Here is a 21332-nt window from a genome sequence, read left to right as displayed (position 1 = left end):
GAATGCCCGGGCCAGAAGCCAGTCCCGCCATTCGCTACCGCATATCCCAACGCCAGGGAGCGGATGGCGTGCCGGTCACTTTGTCGTAAAGCTCCACGTGAGGTCCACTGGCCGCGAGCCCAGTGTGCCCTGCAGGTTGACCACATACGTCGTTTGGGCAGCTAGCGGCGTTAATGGCGTGCAAATTGCCTTGCCGTGCAATTCATCGTCGAAGCCTTCGCTGCTGCTGTCGACCTTCAGGCATGGCACGTCGTTACCCGACGCATCGGCCAGCGTGAAGGAAGTCACTGCAAGCAGGAGGCGGCGGCTAAGTGACTGGATTGAAACCGGGTAGCCTAACGTTTCTTTCGCATGCCCGGGGGCAGGATCCGGGTGCTCGTTATTGGTCCAACTCGCCGGCACATCGGTTTGACCGTCGTATGGATAGGCAAGGAGTTGCGAATCGCTGCCGATTTTAAGCCTGTCCGCCAGATTGATCGTCTGGTAGAAATCGCCGCTAGTACTACCACTCCCCTCGACCGGCTGAGTGATGTCTTCAGCGTATCCCGTTCCTCCCGATCTGAAGTTCCCAAGCAGCGTCATCCGATGAAACGGTGCGTTGATCAGGTTGGCGATCAGCGTGTCGTTCGACGGCAGTCGGGGCGGTGCGCTCGAGCGCGACCTCCGCTGATAGTTATGTGTCGTCACTTCGCCGGTATAGTTGGTCGGGTACAACCTCCGGATACGGTCACCCGACGTTGCTCCCGTGAAACCCGGGCCCGGATCCTCACCGTGCCCGGTCGTGCGATGCATCAGCAGGTAATCCGTATGGCTTTGTGCTGCTTCGGCGAGTTCGGATCGAGGCTGTAGAGCGGGAAGTCCGACCAGCGCGCGCCGGTAATTCGCGTAGCAAAACCCCGCTGAGTTCGGATCTCCCAACACCCTGTAATCGAGGACTTGCGCGGCGCCTCGCGCGGGAAACAGGGTGACTTCGGCGGTTGTGCTGCTTGTGGGAGGGGTAGCGTCTTTCAGCGTGTAGCATTCCGTTCCGTCCGCTGCGGCTTGCTGGGGCGCCGCGTCGGGGCTGGTTCCAGATGCGACACCTGGCGCGGGTGTGGATGTGCTGTCAGGCACACTCGAAGCCGAGGACGGATTGGAATCCGATGGAGCCGCCGGGACAGAACCTGCCGCTGCCGAAGGTAGATCGTTTCCCGGAGAGGAGGCCGGCCCATCAGGGGGCGTCTGCGAAACCTCGCTCTTGTCAGCCGGACTGCCCACTGTCGTTTGAGACGAGTCGCTATCGTCTCCACCACATGCCGACAAAACGAGAACCAGGAACAGCCCGGTCAGCGACCATTTAGCTTTTTTCATAAATCACCGTTCAATGAGTTGCCCGAGCGAATGACCTGCTCGTACCAGTTACCCACAGCATTGACGGCAAGCACAACGAGCAACGCGGGTGCGATTCTCGATGCGAGATGTCATGATTTCGATCACGAAACATACGTAGCCAGCCAAGTTGAGACAGAACATGTCAAATGGGCGCGGCAGTATGCGGTGCAAAGAGCGTGAGAATCTGAATTTATGTCACGCACTTTGTCGGGGACTCTGAGTCTGGTGGAAGCCCCGACTCTTGAGATTGGCGTTCAAGGCAAAGACGGCGCCGACAGCGATCAACGTGACAGCGCCGACAAAAATGCGCCGCACAGCGTGGCTATGCGGCGCAAACACACGGTCACCCGGCGGGGAGCCGGCTGTCCCATACTGCTCGTCATGCTACGAGCGCGTCGTGCACCCGTTCCAGCGTTTCTCCCGGAAACATCTCCTGATGCAGTTCGCCGTCGTCGCCGAACCACTGGCAGATCAGCCAGGTGCCCGACGCGAAGAGGACCGGTCCTACCCAGGTGGCGGTCATCGGACGTCCGCCTGATTTCAGCGTCAGCACGTCGCCGGGTTGGTATGCGGTGGTCGTTGTGGCGTATGTCATGGTGCGTGAGCGTTCGTTATCCGAAAACCGCGCGAAAACCGGGGAACGCAGCGGACAATCTATTCATAACCCAGCTTGTGACCCACGATCGGCGCACAGAACAACGCAATCGCGCCGCCCGCAATCTTGCCTTCCAGTTCCGCCGAGGCAACGCGCGCCGTGTACAGATGCGTGAGCAGATCGAACAGTTGCGGCACGCAGTAGAGCGCGACAGCCGCAATGAAACATTTATCGACGGTCGCGATGCGCCAGCCGCGTTCGTACGCAACCATCGCGGCGATCACGCGCAGGATCGCGAATACCACTAGCGTGCCGACCGCCGCCTGTTCGCGGATCAGATAGTCGGGAAGAAACTCGCCCATTGCCTGCCTCTCGAATTGCTGTTTTATTCCTATCGAGCAAAGAGCGGGCCAGGTTGATGCGGGTGGCTGGGCGGAACGCAGAAAAGCCTTGTTTGACAAGGCTTTGCAGAACAGAGGTGGGATGAGGGAGGGAGTAAGAAGCGGCAGCGGAAGCGGTTCCGGCCCTCGATGTTACGTAACTGCCGGGCCGCCCACACGATGTGCCGTAACGTCAGCAGCGGTCTATTCGATCCGCTCGATCCGTCCGACGACGAACAGATACGACAGCGCGCCGACCACGCCGACCGCGCTCATGAACACCAGAGCGGGCGCGAAGTCGTCGCCCTTCACGAGCAGGCCGATCACGATAGGTACGCAGATCGACGACAGGTTGCCCATCAGGTTGAACATGCCGCCGGTGAGACCGAGCAGTTCCTTCTTCGCCATCGATGAAACGAGCACCCACGTGATCGATGCGAAGCCGCTGCCGAAGAACGCGATCGCCATGAAGACGATGACCATCGACGGCGTCTCGACATAATTCGCGCCGACGATCGCCGTCGACAGCAACAACCCACTGACAATCGGCACCTTGCGCGCGACAGTCGCCGACGCGCCGCGGCGGATCATCCAGTCGGACAGCAGCCCCGACACGAGAATGCCGACGAACGCGGCGAGAAACGGCACGGCCGCCATGAACCCGGCTTTCAGGAAGTCCATGTGGCGGTATTTGACGAGGTAGGTCGGGAACCACGTGAGGAAGAACCACAGCGTCGACGTCACCGCGATCTGGCCGACGTACACACCCCACAGCTTGCGGTTGCCGAGCACGGCGCGCCAGTCGCTTGCCGTATAGCGGCGGCGCGCGGCGTTCGCGTTGCCGGCTTCGCCGAGTTCGACGAGCCCGCCTCCCGCGCGGATCGCATCGAGTTCCTGCTGGTTGATGCCCTGCGCGTCGGACGGATCGCGATACAGCGCATACCAGACGAAGGCCCACACCACACCCACCAAGCCGGTCAGCACGAACACACCGTGCCAGCCGAAGCGTTCCTGCGTCAGCACCAGAAGCGGTGTGAGAAACGCGAGGCCGACATATTGCCCTGACGTATAGATCGCGATGGCGCGGGCGCGCTCGCTGTCGGGAAACCAGGTGGTGACGACGCGGTTCAGCGTCGGGTAGGCGGGGGCTTCGAGTACGCCGAGCAACACACGCAGCGACAGCAGCGCGATGAATGCGCCCGCGAAACCCTGCAGGATCGTCGCGAGCGACCACAGTCCGACGATCGCCGCCATCATCAGCCGCGGACGCGTGCGATCGACGAGCATGCCGCCCGGAATCTGCAGCAGCGCATACGACCAGCCGAACGCGGAGAACACGAGCCCGAGTTGTGTAGGCGTCAGCGCGAGCTGACGACCGATCGCGGTCGCTGCAATCGACAGGTTGCTGCGGTCCAGATAGGTGATGACGACGGTGACGAACAGCATCGCGAGCAGGCGATGCCGTTTGCCGGTCGCGCGCGGCGTCGCGTTTTCCGCCTCACCAACCTGCTGACTTACCATTCCGCGACGCTACCGTCCGCGTGACGCCATACCGGATTGCGCCAGCGATGACCCACCTTCGCCATCTCGCGCACCTTCTCTTCGTTCACATCGATACCGAGACCAGGGCCTTGCGGAATCGACACGAAGCCGTCTTCATACTTGAAGACTTCCGGGTTGCGGATGTAGTCGAGCAGATCGTTGCCCTGGTTGTAGTGAATCCCGAGGCTCTGCTCCTGGATGAACGCGTTGTAGCTGACCGCGTCGATCTGCAGACAGGTGGCAAGTGCAATCGGACCGAGCGGGCAGTGCAGCGCAAGCGCGACGTCGTACGCTTCGGCCATCGATGCGATCTTACGGCACTCGGTGATCCCGCCCGCATGCGACGCATCGGGCTGGATGATGTCGACGTAGCCGCCGGCGAGGATGTGCTTGAAATCCCAGCGCGAATACAGACGCTCGCCGAGAGCGATCGGCGTGCTGGTCTGGTTGACGATGTCGCGCAGTGCCTCGACGTTCTCCGACAGCACCGGTTCTTCGATGAACATCAGCTTGTACGGATCGAGTTCCTTCGCGAGCACCTTGGCCATCGGCTTGTGCACGCGGCCATGGAAGTCCACGCCGATGCCGACGTTCGGTCCGACCGCCTCACGCACCGCGGCGACGTTGTTGATGACGCCTTGCACCTTGTCGAAGGTATCGATGATCTGCAGCTCTTCCGAGCCGTTCATCTTGATCGCCTTGAAGCCGCGCTCGACTACGGCGCGCGCGTTGTTCGCGACATCGCTGGGACGGTCGCCGCCGATCCACGAATACACCTTGATGCGATCGCGCACCTGGCCGCCGAGCAGTGCATGCACCGGCACCCCGTGATGCTTGCCCTTGATGTCCCACAGCGCCTGGTCGACCCCGGCAATCGCGCTCATCGAGATCGGGCCGCCGCGATAGAAGCCCGCGCGATACATCACCTGCCAGTGATCTTCGATCAGCAGCGGGTCTTTGCCGATCAGATAATCGGAGAGTTCGTCGACGGCGGCTGCGACCGTATGCGCGCGGCCTTCCACGACCGGCTCGCCCCAACCGACGATGCCTGCGTCGGTTTCGACCTTCACGAAGCACCAGCGCGGGGGAACGATAAAGGTCTCGATTCGGGTGATTTTCATGGCGGCGTCTCCTTGTCGCGCAGCTGCAATGTTGAGCGTGGGGCGCGGATGGGCGTGCCGTTCGGGCAGGCTCGCAGCCCCAGAGGAGTGAAATACTACACAAAATCGACGTTTAATACTATTAATAGTACTATTCGGTATTATTTGGGACGTGGCTCGATACAAGCGCAAAGAAGCCCGCCTCATTCAACAGGAGAACAGCCATTCAGCACGATCTGCACGGCCGCGTCGCGCATGAACTCGCAACCGCCATCCTGCGTGGCGACTACGCGCCCGAATCGATCCTGCCGCGCGAAGCGGAGCTGATGGATGCGTTCGGCGTGAGCCGCACGGTGCTACGCGAGGCGCTGCGGACGTTGACGTCGAAAGGGCTGATCGAATCGCGCCCGCGCATCGGTACGCGTGTGCGGCCGCGCACCGCGTGGAATCTCCTCGATGCGGATCTGCTCGACTGGTACTCGCGGGTGGCGCCGCCGGTGGCGTTTGCGCTCAAGCTGCAGGAGATGCGCGAAATGATCGAGCCGTATGCGGCATCGCTGGCCGCGGCGTCGCACGACGACGAGACGTTTGCCGAACTCGAAGCGGCTCATACGGAGATGGTCGAAGCGCGCAACGTCGATGAATGGGTGCGCGCCGATCTGCAGTTTCACCTGAGCGTGCTGGCCGCGTGCAGCAATGAGTTGTTGGTGCCGCTCGGTACGCTGATCGAGCGCACGCTCGAAGCGCAGCTGCGTTTGAATGCGAAACGCGCTGGGGTGTTCAATGCATCGCTGGCTGAGCACACGGCGGTGTTCGATGCGATTCGCGATCGCGATGCAGCGCTTGCGCGTCAGGCGATGGCGGCGCTGCTCGGTGTGACGCGCGAGCGGATCGAAGGATAAAGCGACGGGCTACGTGACGCTCAGTGCCTCGTGTGCCGTTCCCGCGAGCAATGAATGGAATTGCTGCCTGATCCGGTTAACCGCTTCGCTCTTGTACGGAAAGCTGTCGTTCTTGCCGTGCACCAGCATCGTCGCGTTGACCTCGAACACGACGACCTCGCCTGCAGGCGTCAGCGCACAGTCGATGCCGAAGTAATCGAGGCCGATGGTATTCCGGATCGCGCGTAATGCCGCTTGCTGGGGCGCTGCGAAAACACGCCACGGGTCGTCGAGGAACGCCCGTTCTTCGTCCTGCATCCATTGAATGTCAGCCATCGATGTCGTCACATGATGGATCTTCCACTTGTCATCGATTGCGAGGTGATACGGGAGAATTTCGTCGCCCACGAAGATGAACCGGTACTTGCGGAAATACCCGTCGTCGGACCGGTAATCGACGAACGGAGTGATGTAGTAATCCGACTCGCCAATGCGACTCACAAACTCATTGAGTTGATTGCTATCGCCGACTTTCTCGAAGTCTTCGCCGCCGTGCGTGCCGGCGCGTCGCACCAGCAACGGGAACTGTAGTTCCGACGTTTCGTTTTTGTTCGGCATCTGCAGCAGGTCGACATTCGAAAACGTGCGTGTACGCGGAACGACACAGCCGGGCGTTCCCGCAAGACGCGTCGAAATCGAAGCCCGATCCGTACCGGTGATGAGTCGCGGATGATTGAGTACCGGCCTGCCGATACGTTCCGCGAGCGCTTCCACCGTGCCCAGAATCGCGCGACTCTGATCGACATCGGAAACCAGGTTGACGACCACGTCCGCGTGGCTGCGCAGCAGATCGATGTCGTACTCGAAGTCGTCGAGCACGGTAAGGATGCTGCTTTCGAAGCGCGCCCGACTAACGAAATAATCCGGCGGCGTGTTGCCCGCGCCCGGCGAGAACATCCACAAGACGCGGAATTCCGGCGGCGACACGGCAGCGGGCATTGTCCACAGCGGTTTTACTTCGACTGCGCGGCGATAGGTAATCGCGGCTTCGTCGGCGAGTCCCAGCGCCTGCTCGAGATTGGCGATGCTGTGCAGGACCTGTCCGTTGTCGGGTTCAAGTTCAAGGGCACGCCGGTAGTGGATGAGCGCAGCGCTTTTTCTATCCGCAAACGAATGAGCCAGTGCGAGCCGTCGATGCACTTCGGCACCGCTATGCGCGTGGTCCGCCAGCGGGTCGAGCACAGCGACGGCTTCGTCGTAGCGGCCGCTCAGTATCATCACTCGCGCGAGTTCGAGGCACGCTATCTGATGCTGCGGCTCGACGGCGAGTATCTGTAGCAACAGCGGTTCCACGAGATCGAGCTGCCCCGCGTGGGAGTGCCTGGCCGCCTGTAAGACGAGAGCGTCGATGGACATGAGTGGGCCGATCCGGAAGTCGAAGGGAATCACCACAGGGTATCGACGGCACGTCTTGAACACTGGCGAGAATGCGAAAGAGCGTCCCGAATCCCGCTCGCCCGCATCATTTGCGTGCCTTCGCGTGTGATAACCCTTCTTCGCATCGGGCGCTGTGCCAAACGCCGTTTGATTCATGCTTCGTTATCGGCAGTGTGGTGGTGCGCGATACCGCGAATCTCTCAGGCGAGGAACACATGAACCTTCAGTACAACTTCTCCGGCGGACCCGGCGCGCTTCCTCTACCAGTCCTGATGCAAGCGCAGCAGGCCATCCTGGAGGTACCCGAGGTCGGTCTTTCGGTGCTCGGAATCAGCCACCGTTCCGACTGGTTTCGCGAGGTCATGGACGAAGCCGAAGCGAACATCCGCCACCTGCTCAAGGTTCCGCAGAACTATCACGTGCTCTTTCTGCAAGGCGGCAGCACGTTGCAGTTCGCGATGCTGGCGATGAATTTCGGCGGCATGGGCGAGAGCCCGCCTTCGTATGTTTCGTCGGGATACTGGAGCCGCAAGAGCATGTCGGATTCCGGGGTGGGGTCGGGCATGCGCATCGTGTGGGATGGCGAATCGAGCGGCTTTCGCCGGATGCCGAAGGCCGCGGAACTCGACATCGATTCGCGTACGAGCTACCTGCATTACGTTTCGAACGAAACGGTGGAAGGATTACAGGTAACCGACGGGCTGTTCGCCGGTGATGTTCCCGTGTTCTGCGACATGTCCTCCGACTTCATGTCGCGACCCGTCGACATCTCTCGCTACGCGATGATCTATGCACATGCACAGAAAAACCTCGGCCCGGCCGGCGTCACGATCGCGATTCTGCGCGAGGATCTGGTCGAACGGGCGCAAATAGGCCTCGCGAATATTCTCGATTACCGGACCCACATCGCTGCGCGGTCGATCTATAACACGCCGCCTGTCTTCTCTATTTACATCGTCTTGCTGGTGACGCGCTGGATGCGCGAAACGTTCGGCGATCTCGAAGGTCTCGATGCAGTGAACCGGCGCAAGGCGAGTCTGCTCTATGACGTGCTCGATGCTGAGCCCGAGTTTTACAGCGCGCATGCCGAGCGCGAATCGCGTTCGGTGATGAACGTCGCGTTCAAATGCCAGACGCCCGAACTAACCGCGCAGTTTCTGCAGGAGGCGCGTGATGCGGGGCTGCATGGACTGGAAGGACATCGGTCGATTGGCGGCGTGCGTGCGTCGCTGTACAACGCGTTGACCGAGCACGAGGCTAGCGTGCTCGCGTCGTTCATGAAGATCTTCAGCAAGCGCTACGCCGAAGCGCGCGAGTTTTCTCTGGCCGACGCATAACGAGCATCGTGAGCTGAATTAGTCGAGCATCGCGCTGAATGCGCGGACCTTCGCGTCGGTGCGCGGCGCGCGCGCACGCAGATCAGCCGCCGCGACGTACGCAGATCCGCGCGCCGCCCTGCCCATGCGGCGCCGGGCACCCCACGCGCTACCCAACCGCAGCAAACTCCGGCTTCAGCGCCACATACAACCTGCGATAACGAGCAAGACGTTGCGCGAGCAACGGCTCCGACGCGCGGTCCGGTTCGCACGACTCGATGACCGGCGGCGCAGTGCAAACCTCGGCCACCGTATCCTGCGTAACCGCGAGCCGCGCGAGCCGCGCCGCGCCGAGCGCCGCACCGATATCGCTGCTCGCATGCCGGCGCATCGTCACACCCATCGCGGTCGCGCACAGTTGCGCCCAGAAGCGGCTACGCGAGCCACCGCCGATAAACGAGGCCTGTTCGAGCGTCGTGCCCGCACCCTGCAGCGCGGCATAGCCATCGGCCATCGCGAACGCGACGCCTTCCATCACGCTGTAGGCAAGATCGGCGGTCGTATGGGCGGCCGAGAGTCCCCAGAACATGCCGCGTGCGTTAGCGTCGTTGTGCGGTGTGCGCTCGCCGTTCAGATACGGCAGGAAGATCGGGGCGCTGGCTGGAGCGACCTGTGCGGCCAGTTCCGGCAATGTGGAGACGGCGGTGTGCGCGACCTGCGAGAGCCAGCCGAGACTCGCAGCCGCTGAGAGAATCACGCTCATCTGATGCCAGCGCTCGGGCAGCGCATGGCAGAACGCATGCACGCCCTGTTCCGGGTTCGGTGCAAAGCGGTCGGTGCCGGAGAACAGCACGCCCGACGTACCCAGCGACAGGAATGCGCCACCCGCGCCGACGACGCCCATGCCGATCGCACTGGCCGCGTTGTCGCCCGCGCCACCGCACAGCGTGACCGGACCCTCGATACCCCATTCCCGACGCAGCCCATCGCGCAACTGTGCAGCCGGCGCACTGCCTTCGACGAGATTCGGCATCTGCTCGCGCGACAGACCGGTGGCGCTCAGCATCCGGTCCGACCAGTCGCGCTTCGCGACATCGACCCACAGCGTGCCCGATGCATCCGACATGTCCGACGTGAACTCGCCCGTCAGCCGCCACGCGACGTAATCCTTCGGCAGCAGCACTTTATGTATGGCGCGAAACACCGATGCTTCGTATTTCGCGAGCCATAACAGTTTCGGCGCGGTGAAGCCAGGCATCGCGAGATTGCCGGTGATGGTCCGCGATTCGGGCACCAGCGCTTCGAGTTCGACGCACTCGGCGAACGCGCGCGTGTCGTTCCAGAGGATCGCGGGGCGCAGCACCTGGCCGCTGCGGTCCAGCAGCGTCGCACCGTGCATCTGTCCCGACAGCCCGATGCCGCGCAGCGCCGCGAAGCCGGTGGGGTGCGCCGCGCGAATCGCGGCGATGGCATCGAGCGTTGCGTGCCACCACGCTTGCGGGCTTTGTTCGGACCAGTGCGGATGCGGATGGTCGACGATGAGCGGAGCATTGGCGGTTGCCAGCGGCGCGGAGCCGTCGTCGGTCAGGACCGCTTTAACCTCAGAAGTGCCGAGGTCGATTCCAAGAAAGGTCATGGAGAGGCGTCGAAATAATAGTAAGAGAGGGACCCGGCGCAATTGCGCATCAGGCAGCGATCATGTGTTCGTTCAGTTGATGCAGCGCGCGAAACTGCGACGGCGGCATGCCTTTCATGGCGCGAAACTGTCGGTTGAAGTTCGACAGGTTGTTGAAGCCGACCCGGTAACAGATATCGGTCACGCTCAGCGTCGAACACATCAGCAGTTCGCATGCTTCGTTCAGACGGAGCCGGTTCAGGTACTGCACGAAGGTCGAACCCGTCTGGCGGCGGAAAAAACGCGTAAACGTGCTGACGCTCATGCCGACCAGATCCGCAACATCGGTTTCGCGCAGCGTGCCCGGCAAGTTCTGCTGGATGTAGGAGAGTACCTGATTGATCGTCGACGACATGTAACGTTGTGCATCGATGTGATACGCAGGCCCGGCGAGCACACGCCGGTCGGAGCAGGACGACAGCCGGTCGAACAGCGACATCAGCAACTCGACGCGGTGGCAACCGTGCGCGTCAGCGAGTTCCATCATCAGCGGAACGAGCGCGAGGCCGACGTGATCGGGAAACTGCAGGCCGCGCGAAGCATCGTCGATCATGCCGACCACCGGCTGTAGTTCCGTGAAGGCCGCCACCATCTGCTGCACGGCTTCGCGCGAAAACTGCAGCACGATATCGCGCGACGGCACGCATTCGCCCGGCCCGATCTCGCTGATCCAGTTATGCGGCAGGTTCGGTCCGGTGACGACGAGGTTGCCGGGCGCAAACTGCCCGATATGGTCGCCGACGAAGAATTTGCCAGTCGACGCGCTGATCAGGTGAATTTCGTACTCGGGGTGGAAGTGCCACTTGGCGACATCGTGCGGATAGCCGTGCACCCAGGCGCGAAAGGTTTCGTCGCGCCGCGTATGTACGACTTCGAGATCGGGATTCATTGCGTCGTTCCTCCACTGCGCTGCTACGACCGCTTGCGCCTTGCTTGCACCTCGCTGGCAACTCAGGCCGCGGGCTGTGCCCGCTGCGGTGTTGCGGGCGTGTCCGGTGTATGCACCGGCGCTTGCTGCGTGCCCGGCGATATAGCCGGCAGCGTGACGTTGCGCCCGGTTTGCCCGTCGAAAACGTGCAGTTCTCTGTCTTCGAAGTGGAACGTTACCATGTCGCCGAGCGTCGGCACCGCATTCGCAGGGACCAGCGCGGCCAGCTTTTCACCCGCGAAATCGAAGCTGACGAGCGCTTCGGCGCCGAGCAACTCGACCAGTTCGATCCGGCCGTCGATCCGCAGCGGCCACGGCGCATGGCCCTCGGCGATCTTCAGATAGTTCGGCCGGATCGCCAGCTTGACCGCCTGCCCCGCTTGCAAACCGGCGAATCGCGGTGCCGCGAGCGGCCAACTGCGGTCATGACAGCGCGCATGCGGCACGCCATTTTCGATGCTGATGGTGGCGTCGATGAAATTCATCGCCGGCGTGCCGATGAATCCTGCCGCGAAGACCGTATGCGGGTAGTGATACATATCGGACGGCGTACCGGCCTGTTCGATATGGCCGCCGCGCATCAGGATCACGCGGTCGGCGAGTGTCATCGCTTCGAGCTGATCGTGCGTGACGTAGACCGTCGTCGTCTTGAGCCGCTGATGCAGCCGCTTGATGTCGCCGCGCAGTTGCGCGCGCAGCTTGGCATCGAGATTCGACAGCGGTTCGTCGAACAGGAACACCGCGGGCGTCTTGATCATCGCGCGTGCGATCGCCGCGCGCTGCTGCTGTCCGCCCGACATCGCGCGCGGTTTGCGTTCGAGCATCGCATCGAGACTCAGCACCGCCGCGACCTCGCGCACGCGCCGGTCGATTTCGGGCGCGGGCACTTTCAACCGGCGCAGGCCGAACGCAATGTTGTCGTACACCGTCATGTGCGGATAGAGCGCGTAGTTCTGGAACACCATCGCGACGTTGCGCTCGCGTGCGGGCAGCGCGTTGACGACCGCGCCGCCGATCGACAGCTCGCCACCGGTGATGTCCTCGAGACCGGCGATCATCCGCAGCATCGTCGACTTGCCGCAGCCGGATGGGCCCAGCAGCACGACGAACTCGCCGTCGCGAATCTGCAGGTCGAGCGGATGCAATACCGGCGGTCCGCCGTCGTAGCGCTTCGTGAGTCCCTTGCAAACGATCTGTGCCATGGTCAGTCCATTTCGATCTGGATCTTGACGTCGTGCGGATGTCCCGCCGCCGCCTCTTCGAATGCGCGCAGGCCGTCGGCGAACGCGAACTTGCGCGAGATGAACGGCTTCACGTCGATCATCCCCGAGCTGATCAAGGCGAGCGCGCGCGGAAAGATGTTCGCGTAGCGGAACACCGATTCGATGCGTGCTTCCTTCGCTTGCAGTGCAACGACGTCGAGCGGGACCGGGTCGACCGGCATGCCGACCAGTACCGCGCAGCCACCGGGACATAGCAGATCGATCAGGGTGTCGTAGACCTTTGCGTTGCCGCTCGCTTCGAAGACTACGTCCGCGCCCCAGTCGCCGGTCGCTGCGCGCACTGCTTCGAGCAGCGAATGTGCGCGCACGTCGACCGTCGTGACTGCAGCGTGGTTCGCAAACAGCGCAAGCTTCTCCTTGATCACGTCGGCGAGAATCACGCGCGATGCGCCGCCCGCGAGCGCGGCTAGCGCAGTCATCGCGCCGATCGTGCCCGCGCCGATCACCACGGCGACATCGCCCGGTTTCATCGCGGCTTTTTTCGCGGCCTGCAACCCGATCGACAGCGGCTCGACGATCGCGCCTTCCGCGAACGACACGTTGTCCGGCAGCCTGAACGTGAACGCTGCCGGATGCACGACGTACGGCGTGAGGCAACCGTGAACGGGCGGCGTCGCCCAGAAGCGCACGGCGGGATCGAGGTTGTAGAGGCCGCGCATCGTAGCCGGCGAATCGAACTGCGGAACACCGGGCTCCATGCACACACGGTCGCCGACACGCAGATGCGTGACCTCGTGACCGGTTTCGACCACCGTGCCCGAAGCCTCATGCCCGAGCACCATCGGGCTGTCCACCTTGAATGGGCCGATGCGTCCATGCGTGTAGTAATGCACGTCGCTACCGCACACACCGACCGTATGAATCTTGATCTTCACGTCGCGCGGACCGACTTCGAGCGGAATGTCGATGTCGCGCAGCGCCAGTTTGCGTGCCTGTTCGAGTACCAGAGCTTTCACTACCGTCTCCTTACTTGCCTTTGAGCATCGAGTTCAACAGCCGGCTCAGAATGCCGACGAAAATCAGTGGGGGCAGCGCGAGCAGCACCGTCGACGCATTGATCACACCCCACGGTACTTCCTGTCCGAGCGACGTGAATGCGGAGGCGACGACGGGCAGCGTCGCGCTGCGGGATGAAGTGAGGGCGAGCGCGATCATCAGTTCGTTCCAGACCAGCACGAAGCTGAAGACGATGCCACCCATCAGCGTGTTCGAGCAGATCGGCAGCGCGATGCGCCAGAACACTGCGTACGGACCGTAACCGTCGAGCGTCGCCGCTTCCTCGACTTCGCGCGGCAGACGCTGGAACACCGGGATCGACAGCCACGTGATGGTCGATAGCGTGACGAGCAGATACGTGACGATCATCGATAGCTTCGTGTCGTACAGACCGAGGTCGACCCAGATCGCGATCAAAGGAATGGCGACCGCGACCGGCGGCAGGAAGCGCAGCGACAGCAGGAAGAACTGGATGTCGCGCTTGCCCGGTATGTGAAAGCGGGCGATCACGTAGGCGGCCGGTACACCGAGCAGCGCACCGATCAGCACCGAGCTACCGACAATCGCAATGCTGTTGCCGAGGCCGATCAGTACCTCGGGACTCGACAGCACCTGGCGGTAGTTGTCGAGTGTCGGGGTGAAGAAAAAACGCGGCGTCGGCGTGACGATATCGAGCAGATTCTTCAGCGAGTTGAGCAGCGCCCAGAAAATCGGGAACACCGCAACGATCGCAATCGCGCCGCCGACCGCCACCGTCACACTGCGCGAAATCAGTCTTCCCATTTGTTCACCCGCTTCCAGATCAACGTAAAGATGGCTGTGGTGGCGATCATCATCAGCACGGCCATGCTCGATGCGTACGAGACCTTGCCCGACAGGCCGATGCCTTGCGAGTACGCGTACATGTCGAGCGTTTCGGTGGCGATGCCGGGGCCGCCTTTGGTCATCACGTAGATCAGGTCGAACGAGCGCAGCGACTCGACCATCTTGATGAAGACGAGGCTCATGATCGGCACCTTGAGCATCGGCAGCGCGATGTACGCGTACACCTGCCACGTCGATGCGTAGTCGAGGCGCGCGGCTTCGAGCGGTTCGGGCGGCAGCGTTTCGAGCAGCTTCAGGACGACCACTGCGAAGAAGAGGCCCCACTGCCAGATGTCGACCAGCGCGATCGCATACAGTGCGGCATGCGGGTTCGACAGGAACGCGGTGTTCTCGATGCCGACCGCGCCGAGCGCCCAGCTCAGGATGCCGGTCAGCGGCGAGTACATGAACTTCCAGATAAACGCGGCCGACACACGCGGCAGTAGCACCGGCATGATCAGCAGCAGCGCGATGACGTTGCGCATGCGCCCGTGAATCCGCTCGAACAGATAGATGGCGAGTAGCACACCGACAGCGACCGCGCCGACCACTGTGACGATTTCCCAGACCGCCGATACCTGGATCGCATTCAGAAAGCGGCGATCCGACATCAACCGCGCGAAGTTGCGCAGCCAGACGTATTCGCTGTCGGGATAGCGCAGTACGCGGTTTTTCAGCGCGAGGTTGATCGCTGCGATAGTCGGGATCAGGCCGAGCAGCGCCATGATGGCGAGCGGCGGCCCGAGAAACACCCAGGGCAGACTCGTTTTACCGCGATTGAACATCGATGTCTCCAGCAGCGCCGCGCGAGCGGCCTGCGATTGCTTGCAAGATCACGCGTGCTACTTCTTCGCGCCGTGTTCCATCGCATCCTTCGCGTACTGCACCGCGTCGGTCAGCGTGCTTTGCACGTCGGGTTGTGTGCCCGTGAAGATCTCTTCGAGCGCGATACCGAGGTTGTCGCCGATATCGGGCCACTGCGGGCTCGCCCAGATCGTCACTTTGGTGACCGGGTTGGTGTCGTTCAGGCCGCTCAGAATTTGCGGCTTCACATGTTTCTGGAAGTAATCGCTCTGAATCGTGCTCGTGCGGTTGTAGTCGCTGAACACGTTGTCGCGCAGACGGGCCTGCTCCTGGTCCTTGCTGGTCGCCCATGCGATGAACTTACCCGCGGCCTGGCGCGTGCATTCGTCCTTCGCCCCAACCGACGAGATCGCGAGACCATGACCATAAGCAGCGGACGGCAACGGCGCCGGCGGCCGCACATAACCGACCTTGTCGGCCACGCTCGATTTGGTCGGGTCTTCCATCCAGTCCGCGAACGGCGTCGACTCGATCATGAAGGCGACCTTGCCCGAGCGGAACGCTTCGAGCGCGTTGCTCCAGTCGTAAGTCGCGGCGCCCGGCGGCGCGTACTTGAACAGCTCGCTATAGAGCTGCGTGGCCTTGACCGCGGCCGGCGAATCGAACGCGGGCTGCTGGTTCTTGTCGGTCCACGTGCCGCCTTCGGCGAGCATGAACGGCGCCCAGCGCCAGACGTTCATGCCCGAGCCGCGCTGGCCGCGCGCGACCCAGCCGTACATGTTGGGTGGTGCGTTGAGTTTCTTGATGTCGGCGACGAGTTCGTCGAGTGTCTTTGGCACTGGCAGATGCGCTTTTTCGAGCAGATCGCGCCGATAGAACAGGAAATCGCCACCGCCGATCAGCGGTGCGAAATAGGCCACGCCCTTGTAGTTCGCGACCGCGCGACGGCCCGGCAGGAAGTCGTTGTAGTCGTAGTCCTTCGGGTAGTACTTGAGCAGCGGCACGACCCAGCCTGCCGATGCAAATTCGGCGAGATTCGCTTCGTCGACGTAGTAGATCTGATACGAACCCGCACCCGTCGATGCATCGAGCCGCGACTTCGCACGCCGGTCGTTTTCGCCGAAGTAATTGATTTCGACCTTCGTACCGCTGCGTTTCTCGTAGTCGGGCAGCGACTTCTCCATCACCGACAGGCCCAGACTTTTCTGCGCCAGCACTCTGAGCACCGGTACGTTGCAGGTTTGCGCGAGCGCCGCGGCGGGTACGGTCGCGCCGATCACAGCACAGGCCGCCAAAGATCGAATCGTGTTCACAGTTGTCTCCTGATTTGTTTTTCGCTGTCCGGCCGATGCGCGTTGGATCGCATCGGTCGACTGCACTGTAGTGCTCAGGAAACACTGCTCACCACTTCAAAAGAATCTTCGCAGTGGTACTTTTTGCGCAGCTTGGCGCTGCGTTGCACAAATTGTGTCGGTGGGTTTTGAAGGCGGGCGCAGGCGGGGCCGGTCGGTCTATGACGCGCTGTTATCGCCGCGGCGACTCCGCTCGAAGCGCTCGATGATGTCGATCGCGGCCTTGCATTGATCGGCGTCGAGCTGATGGATGGTGCACTGGTCTTCGTCGATTTTCATTTCGCCCGCGAGCCACCGGTAACCTTTGGCGCGCGCTTCGAAGACGTTGCTGCCGTCGCGGCGGACCTTGGCTTGCACCATCGGTTCGAGCGCGGCATGCAAGCGCGCTTTCCAGTCACGCAGCTCGGCGTTGGCGAGACGGCCGAGCGGCACGCGCCGCGTGCTGCGCGGGAAGATACCGATCCACGCCTCGCACGGCGTGCAGATCCATAACGGACCGTGATCGTCGCGGTAGGGATAGCCGTCTTCACCGGAGCTGACGAAGCGGGCTTTCGCGCCGCAGTAGTCGCAGACGGGTTGTGGCAGCGAGGGAACGGGGCGGCCGACGCGCATGGTGGCTGGGGTGGGAAGGTGGTGAGGTAAGGGGGCAATATAGCAAAACCGGGGGTGGGGGCTGGCGCACTTCATATCGCTTATGTCGTTCGACGCGGCGTAGCCTGGCGCTGAGAAAACATCTTTCGATTAGCTTTCCGTTCGCCATGCTGTGCCTGCGACTCTACAAGGCAGGTCAGCGTTGCCGCGCGACGATCGCTAAAAAAGCTAAAAAAATTCCTGTGGCGCTGTCGATTCGTGTCCGTCCCGCTCGTCGTCAGGTAAACACAACTTTTCCACCGAAGGTGACGACGATGGCCTTGAAACTCTACGCACACCCGTTTTCCTCGTATTCCCAGAAGGTTTTGATCGCGCTCTACGAAAACGGCACGCCGTTCGAATGGCGGCAGTTATCGCACGAGAACCCGCAACTGCTCGAAGAATTCGCTGCGTTGTGGCCGATGAAGCGCTTTCCGCTCCTCGTGGACGATGGGCGCGTCGTGACCGAGGCGACGACCATCATCGAGTATCTGGGCCTTTACCATCCGGGACCAGCGCCGCTATTGCCCGCCGATCCTCGCGCCGCACTCGAAGTGCGCAGCATGGACCGCTTCTTCGACAACTACATCTCGACGCCGCAGCAGAAAGTCGTGTTCGACTCCCTGAGACCGGAGACAGAGCGTGACCCTCGCGGCGTCACCGACGCGCGCACGATGCTCGACACGGCATATGTATGGCTCGACAAGCAGATGGCCGATCGCGAATGGGCAGCCGGCGAGCGCTTCAGCCTCGCCGATTGTGGCGCCGCACCGTTCCTGTTCTATGCCGACTGGACGCATCGCATCGACCCGTCGTTGCGCAATGTGATCGCTTACCGGCAGCGGTTGCTGGCGCGGCCGTCGGTGGTGCGTGCGGTCGATGAAGCGCGTCCGTACCGCCCGCTGTTTCCGCTCGGCGCACCCGATCGCGATTGACCCGGCGATCAGCTTCGCAACGAATTCATTCACTCACAGGAGACTGACATGACGCACGACTCGCCCCTCGTCCCCGCTGTCGAACTGGTGAAGCGCAACGGCGTAACGTTCCCGAACGAAAGCGCGGACTACCGCCGTGCGCGCAATGCGCTGCTCGCCGAAGAGATCGAATTGCGCCGACACATCGAACGGGTTGCGGCGCAGCGTCGCGCGCTTCCGCCAGGCGGGCAGGTGACTGGCAACTATCGGTTCCAGGGCGAGGCAGGCGGTCCGCTCGATCTCGCCGGCCTGTTCGGCGACAAAGAGACATTGGTCGTCTACAGCTATATGTTCGGTCCGCAACGCGAGCGCCCGTGTCCGATGTGTACGTCGCTGCTCGGCGCATGGAACGGCGAAGCTCGCGACATCGGGCAACGGGTGGCGCTTGCGGTGGTGGCGCGTTCACCGATCGAGCGTCTTGTGGCGTTCAAGAAAGAGCGCGGCTGGCGCGACGTCAAGCTGTATTGCGATACCGACGGCCAGTACAGCCGCGATTATTACGGGCTTAACAGCGAGGGCGGCGACGATCCGGCGCTCAACGTGTTCACGCGCCGCGACGGTACGGTGCGCCACTTCTGGAGTGGAGAGATGGGCTCCGACACGGCGGATCCTGGCTTCGATATGACGCCGGAGGGTCGCGGGACTGACTGGTATCCGCGGCTTGAGTATCCGGATTGAAGCAGGCCGCGCGCGCTACACAAACGCATCGACAATCTTCTGCCGGAACCACGCATTCGCCGGGTCCGCATCCGCGTTCGCATGCCAGTAGAGATAGGCATCGGCGGATGCGCCATCGAGCGGGCACGGATGCATCACGTTGTCGAACAGTTCGTTGAGCAGTTGGGCGTAGCGTCCCGGCATCGTTAGCAGCAGGTCGGTTTCGCTCACCACGCGGCAGGCCGCGAAGTAATGCATGCAGCGCAGCCGCACCTGCCGCTGCAAACCGAGCTTCACCAGTTCCATGTCCTCCATGCCGAGCCCGCGGCGTCGGCTCGTGACAAGCACATGCTGGGCGCCGACATAGGTGTCGAGCGTCAGACGCCGGCCTACCTGCGGATGGCCGCGCCTGCTTAGCACAACGAGACCGTCTGAGGCGAGGTGGGCGGTGCGCACCGTCTGCGGAACCGGCAACAGCGCGTCGATCGCGGCATCGAAGGTGCCGGCCAGCAGATCGGCCTCCAGCGTGCGGCGATCGTGCTGCGCGGTGGCGACGTCGAGCGACGGGCTCGCAGCGACGATCTGTTTCATCACCGGCGGCAACACGACCGCTTCGAGCACATCGCGCACCCCAAGAGAAAAACGCCGCACCGTCGACTCGACATCGAAGCGATCGGTTTCGTGCAGCGTCAGTTCGAGCGTGTGCAGCGCGTCGCGCACGCGCCCGATGATCGAGCGCGTGAACGGCGTCGGCACCATCGCGTGTCCGTGCCGTTCGAACAGCGGGTCGCCGAGCAGCTCGCGCAGCCGGTTCAGCGCGTGACTGACCGCGGACTGGCTCAAATTCAACTGATCCGCCGCGCGCGTTATCCCGCCCTGCGCATAGATGCTTTCGAGGACCACGAAGAGATTCAGGTCGGTTTTGGATATATGCATGAAATGGGTTGAAGTGGATTCAATCTATTCATTTGACGCATTCTACCTGCCTCCTTAGTCTGTCGATAGGAGGCGGTACATGGCACAGCTTTTACTCATCAGGCACGGGCAGGCATCGTTTGGTAGCGACGACTACGACCGGTTGTCGACGCTCGGCTTCGCGCAGGCCGGCACGCTTGGCCGCTGGTTCAGTGCCTGTGCGCTGCCGGTGGACCGCGTGGTGAGCGGCTCGATGCGCCGTCATCGCGAGACGGTCGAAGGCTGGGCGCGGCAGTTGCTCGAACCCGCAAGCGATGTCGTTGTCGCGAGTACCGTCGACGAACGCTTCGACGAGTTCGATCACGAGGATGTGTTGACGGTGTACCAGCGCGCGATCGGTGCGGCCGATATCGACACTACGCCCGCCGCATTGCAACGCACGTTCCTCAGCGCCGTGACGCGCTGGACGAGCGGTGAGCACGACGCCGATTACATCGAGTCGTGGCGACACTTTCGCGAACGCTGCCTCGACGGCTTCGCCTCGATCACCGACGACGCGCAGCCCGCGAAATCGATCGTGCTGTTCACCTCGGGTGGCGTGATCGCCACGATCTGCCAGCACCTGATGAATCTGACCGACGAAGCGATGGGCCGGCTGAACTGGTCGCTCGCGAACACCAGTGTGACGCGTGTGCGATTCACGCGCGGCCGCCGCAGCCTCGATTCGCTGAACTGCACAGCCCATGTTGACTGGGCGCGCGATCCGGCGTTGCTGACTTACCGCTAGGCGCTTCCACGCACGGCAATGTGCGGGCGCTCGACCAAAACATTCGAACCATTCCAGGAACACGACAATGGACAACACGTTGTTCGATCTGACCGGCCGCGTCGCGCTGGTCACAGGTGCAAGCCGCGGCATCGGCGAGCAGATCGCCATCACGCTCGCGGCGCATGGCGCTCACGTGATTTTGAGCAGCCGCAAGGCGCAAGCATGCGAAGCAGTCGCCGAGCGCATTCGCGCTGCCGGCGGCAAGGCCGATGTGTACGCCTGTCATATCGGCGATCTCGAGCAGATTGAAGGGCTGTTCGAGTTTCTCGACAGCCGTGGCCTCGCACTCGATGTTCTCGTCAATAACGCAGCGGCCAATCCGTACTTCGGTCCCACGGTCGACACCACCATCGACGCGTTCAACAAGACCGTCGACGTGAACATCCGCGGCTATTTCTTCATGTGTGCGCGTGCGGCCAAACGGATGGCAAAACAGGGGCGCGGCAGCATCATCAACGTTGCGTCGATCGCGGGCGTCGTGCCAGTTCCGATGATCGGTATTTATTCGATCACCAAGGCTGCGGTGATCTCGATGACGAAAACGTTCGCTGCCGAATGCGGTGCGCAAGGCGTGCGCGTCAACGCGCTGCTGCCTGGTCCGACTGCAACGCGCTTTGCGGCTGCGCTGGTCGACGATCCGCAGGCGCGCGACGAAGCGCTCAAGCGTATTCCGCTCGGCCGGATCGCTGCGCCCGATGAAATGGCCGGCACCGTGCTGTACCTCGCGTCGGATGCCTCCGCCTTTACGACCGGCTCTTGCATCAACGTCGACGGCGGTTTTCTCGCAACCTGAGGCTCAGCGA

At 62.4% G+C, this 21332-nt stretch carries 21 protein-coding genes; 6 read left to right on the top strand and 15 right to left on the bottom strand.

Going from position 1 to position 21332, the window contains the following annotated elements:
- Positions 1-75: 75 nt before the first annotated feature.
- From FNZ07_RS30275 to dgoD, 5 genes are all read right to left on the bottom strand, one after another.
- Entirely contained in the window at positions 76-1350 is a 1275-nt protein-coding gene (locus FNZ07_RS30275; RefSeq protein ID WP_143098050.1) for a CAP domain-containing protein, read from the bottom strand.
- Positions 1351-1750: 400 nt separating this feature from the next.
- Positions 1751-1966 carry a YodC family protein gene (locus FNZ07_RS30270; RefSeq protein ID WP_091011078.1) on the bottom strand — a complete coding sequence of 72 codons (216 nt, stop codon included), beginning with the start codon at positions 1964-1966 and terminating at the stop codon, positions 1751-1753.
- Between the two features lie 59 nt (positions 1967-2025).
- On the bottom strand, positions 2026-2328 hold the full coding sequence (locus tag FNZ07_RS30265; protein ID WP_091011079.1) for a hypothetical protein: 303 nt from the start codon (positions 2326-2328) through the stop codon (positions 2026-2028).
- Positions 2329-2550: 222 nt separating this feature from the next.
- Positions 2551-3867, bottom strand: coding sequence for an MFS transporter (locus FNZ07_RS30260; RefSeq protein WP_091011080.1), 1317 nt, complete (start codon positions 3865-3867; stop codon positions 2551-2553).
- A complete protein-coding gene (gene dgoD, locus FNZ07_RS30255) occupies positions 3861-5009 on the bottom strand; it encodes a galactonate dehydratase (protein ID WP_091011081.1) in 1149 nt (382 codons plus the stop codon). Before dgoD ends, FNZ07_RS30260 begins: the two co-directional genes overlap by 7 nt.
- A 203-nt stretch (positions 5010-5212) precedes the next feature.
- Between dgoD and FNZ07_RS30250 the strand changes: the two genes are divergently transcribed.
- Positions 5213-5890 (top strand): FadR/GntR family transcriptional regulator, encoded by a 678-nt coding sequence (locus tag FNZ07_RS30250; protein ID WP_091011082.1) that lies wholly within the window; start codon positions 5213-5215, stop codon positions 5888-5890.
- Between the two features lie 9 nt (positions 5891-5899).
- Here FNZ07_RS30250 and FNZ07_RS30245 read toward each other — a convergent pair whose 3' ends face one another.
- Positions 5900-7285: a tetratricopeptide repeat protein gene (locus tag FNZ07_RS30245; RefSeq protein ID WP_170275862.1), complete on the bottom strand. Its 1386-nt coding sequence runs from the start codon at positions 7283-7285 to the stop codon at positions 5900-5902.
- Positions 7286-7521: 236 nt separating this feature from the next.
- Here FNZ07_RS30245 and serC point away from each other — a divergent pair, with 236 nt between their 5' ends.
- On the top strand, positions 7522-8643 hold the full coding sequence (gene serC, locus FNZ07_RS30240; protein WP_091011084.1) for a 3-phosphoserine/phosphohydroxythreonine transaminase: 1122 nt from the start codon (positions 7522-7524) through the stop codon (positions 8641-8643).
- Positions 8644-8791: 148 nt separating this feature from the next.
- Here serC and xylB read toward each other — a convergent pair whose 3' ends face one another.
- From xylB to FNZ07_RS30200, 8 genes are all read right to left on the bottom strand, one after another.
- Positions 8792-10258, bottom strand: a complete 1467-nt coding sequence (gene xylB / locus FNZ07_RS30235; protein ID WP_091011085.1) for a xylulokinase — start codon at positions 10256-10258, stop codon at positions 8792-8794.
- A gap of 49 nt (positions 10259-10307) precedes the next feature.
- Entirely contained in the window at positions 10308-11186 is an 879-nt protein-coding gene (locus FNZ07_RS30230) for an AraC family transcriptional regulator (protein ID WP_091011086.1), read from the bottom strand.
- 62 nt (positions 11187-11248) lie between these two features.
- Complete coding sequence (locus FNZ07_RS30225) at positions 11249-12427, bottom strand: ABC transporter ATP-binding protein (RefSeq protein ID WP_091011087.1); 1179 nt, start codon at positions 12425-12427, stop codon at positions 11249-11251.
- 2 nt (positions 12428-12429) lie between these two features.
- Positions 12430-13464 carry an NAD(P)-dependent alcohol dehydrogenase gene (locus FNZ07_RS30220; protein WP_091011088.1) on the bottom strand — a complete coding sequence of 345 codons (1035 nt, stop codon included), beginning with the start codon at positions 13462-13464 and terminating at the stop codon, positions 12430-12432.
- A gap of 10 nt (positions 13465-13474) precedes the next feature.
- Complete coding sequence (locus tag FNZ07_RS30215) at positions 13475-14287, bottom strand: carbohydrate ABC transporter permease (RefSeq protein ID WP_091011089.1); 813 nt, start codon at positions 14285-14287, stop codon at positions 13475-13477.
- The gene (locus tag FNZ07_RS30210) at positions 14275-15153 is read right to left on the bottom strand and encodes a carbohydrate ABC transporter permease (protein WP_091011090.1); all 879 of its coding nucleotides are present in this window, start codon (positions 15151-15153) and stop codon (positions 14275-14277) included. Before FNZ07_RS30210 ends, FNZ07_RS30215 begins: the two co-directional genes overlap by 13 nt.
- Before the next feature lie 57 nt (positions 15154-15210).
- The gene (locus tag FNZ07_RS30205) at positions 15211-16485 is read right to left on the bottom strand and encodes an ABC transporter substrate-binding protein (RefSeq protein ID WP_091011091.1); all 1275 of its coding nucleotides are present in this window, start codon (positions 16483-16485) and stop codon (positions 15211-15213) included.
- Between the two features lie 198 nt (positions 16486-16683).
- The gene (locus FNZ07_RS30200) at positions 16684-17136 is read right to left on the bottom strand and encodes a zinc-finger-containing protein (RefSeq protein ID WP_091011092.1); all 453 of its coding nucleotides are present in this window, start codon (positions 17134-17136) and stop codon (positions 16684-16686) included.
- A gap of 293 nt (positions 17137-17429) precedes the next feature.
- Between FNZ07_RS30200 and FNZ07_RS30195 the strand changes: the two genes are divergently transcribed.
- Entirely contained in the window at positions 17430-18089 is a 660-nt protein-coding gene (locus FNZ07_RS30195; protein ID WP_091011093.1) for a glutathione S-transferase family protein, read from the top strand.
- Between the two features lie 48 nt (positions 18090-18137).
- The gene (locus FNZ07_RS30190) at positions 18138-18806 is read left to right on the top strand and encodes a DUF899 family protein (protein WP_091011094.1); all 669 of its coding nucleotides are present in this window, start codon (positions 18138-18140) and stop codon (positions 18804-18806) included.
- A gap of 15 nt (positions 18807-18821) precedes the next feature.
- On the opposite strand, the gene FNZ07_RS30185 is transcribed toward FNZ07_RS30190, so the two are convergent.
- Positions 18822-19721: a LysR family transcriptional regulator gene (locus FNZ07_RS30185; RefSeq protein WP_091011095.1), complete on the bottom strand. Its 900-nt coding sequence runs from the start codon at positions 19719-19721 to the stop codon at positions 18822-18824.
- Between the two features lie 79 nt (positions 19722-19800).
- On the opposite strand from FNZ07_RS30185, the gene FNZ07_RS30180 reads away from it, so the two are divergent.
- Positions 19801-20487, top strand: coding sequence for a histidine phosphatase family protein (locus tag FNZ07_RS30180; protein WP_091011096.1), 687 nt, complete (start codon positions 19801-19803; stop codon positions 20485-20487).
- Between the two features lie 67 nt (positions 20488-20554).
- A complete protein-coding gene (locus FNZ07_RS30175) occupies positions 20555-21322 on the top strand; it encodes an SDR family oxidoreductase (protein WP_091011097.1) in 768 nt (255 codons plus the stop codon).
- The last annotated feature ends 10 nt before the right edge of the window (positions 21323-21332 follow it).

This window comes from Paraburkholderia megapolitana (assembly GCF_007556815.1).
Taxonomy (GTDB): domain Bacteria; phylum Pseudomonadota; class Gammaproteobacteria; order Burkholderiales; family Burkholderiaceae; genus Paraburkholderia; species Paraburkholderia megapolitana.
This window is presented reverse-complemented; position numbering and strand designations above follow the sequence as displayed.

Coding starts and splice junctions, on each gene's coding strand:
- FNZ07_RS30275 (WP_143098050.1), bottom strand. CDS start 1,350: ATGAAAAAAGCTAAATGGTCGCTGACCGGGCTGTTCCTGGTTCTCGTT.
- FNZ07_RS30270 (WP_091011078.1), bottom strand. CDS start 1,966: ATGACATACGCCACAACGACCACCGCATACCAACCCGGCGACGTGCTG.
- FNZ07_RS30265 (WP_091011079.1), bottom strand. CDS start 2,328: ATGGGCGAGTTTCTTCCCGACTATCTGATCCGCGAACAGGCGGCGGTC.
- FNZ07_RS30260 (WP_091011080.1), bottom strand. CDS start 3,867: ATGGTAAGTCAGCAGGTTGGTGAGGCGGAAAACGCGACGCCGCGCGCG.
- dgoD (WP_091011081.1), bottom strand. CDS start 5,009: ATGAAAATCACCCGAATCGAGACCTTTATCGTTCCCCCGCGCTGGTGC.
- FNZ07_RS30245 (WP_170275862.1), bottom strand. CDS start 7,285: ATGTCCATCGACGCTCTCGTCTTACAGGCGGCCAGGCACTCCCACGCG.
- serC (WP_091011084.1), top strand. CDS start 7,522: ATGAACCTTCAGTACAACTTCTCCGGCGGACCCGGCGCGCTTCCTCTA.
- xylB (WP_091011085.1), bottom strand. CDS start 10,258: ATGACCTTTCTTGGAATCGACCTCGGCACTTCTGAGGTTAAAGCGGTC.
- FNZ07_RS30230 (WP_091011086.1), bottom strand. CDS start 11,186: ATGAATCCCGATCTCGAAGTCGTACATACGCGGCGCGACGAAACCTTT.
- FNZ07_RS30225 (WP_091011087.1), bottom strand. CDS start 12,427: ATGGCACAGATCGTTTGCAAGGGACTCACGAAGCGCTACGACGGCGGA.
- FNZ07_RS30215 (WP_091011089.1), bottom strand. CDS start 14,287: ATGGGAAGACTGATTTCGCGCAGTGTGACGGTGGCGGTCGGCGGCGCG.
- FNZ07_RS30210 (WP_091011090.1), bottom strand. CDS start 15,153: ATGTTCAATCGCGGTAAAACGAGTCTGCCCTGGGTGTTTCTCGGGCCG.
- FNZ07_RS30200 (WP_091011092.1), bottom strand. CDS start 17,136: ATGCGCGTCGGCCGCCCCGTTCCCTCGCTGCCACAACCCGTCTGCGAC.
- FNZ07_RS30195 (WP_091011093.1), top strand. CDS start 17,430: ATGGCCTTGAAACTCTACGCACACCCGTTTTCCTCGTATTCCCAGAAG.
- FNZ07_RS30190 (WP_091011094.1), top strand. CDS start 18,138: ATGACGCACGACTCGCCCCTCGTCCCCGCTGTCGAACTGGTGAAGCGC.
- FNZ07_RS30185 (WP_091011095.1), bottom strand. CDS start 19,721: ATGCATATATCCAAAACCGACCTGAATCTCTTCGTGGTCCTCGAAAGC.
- FNZ07_RS30180 (WP_091011096.1), top strand. CDS start 19,801: ATGGCACAGCTTTTACTCATCAGGCACGGGCAGGCATCGTTTGGTAGC.
- FNZ07_RS30175 (WP_091011097.1), top strand. CDS start 20,555: ATGGACAACACGTTGTTCGATCTGACCGGCCGCGTCGCGCTGGTCACA.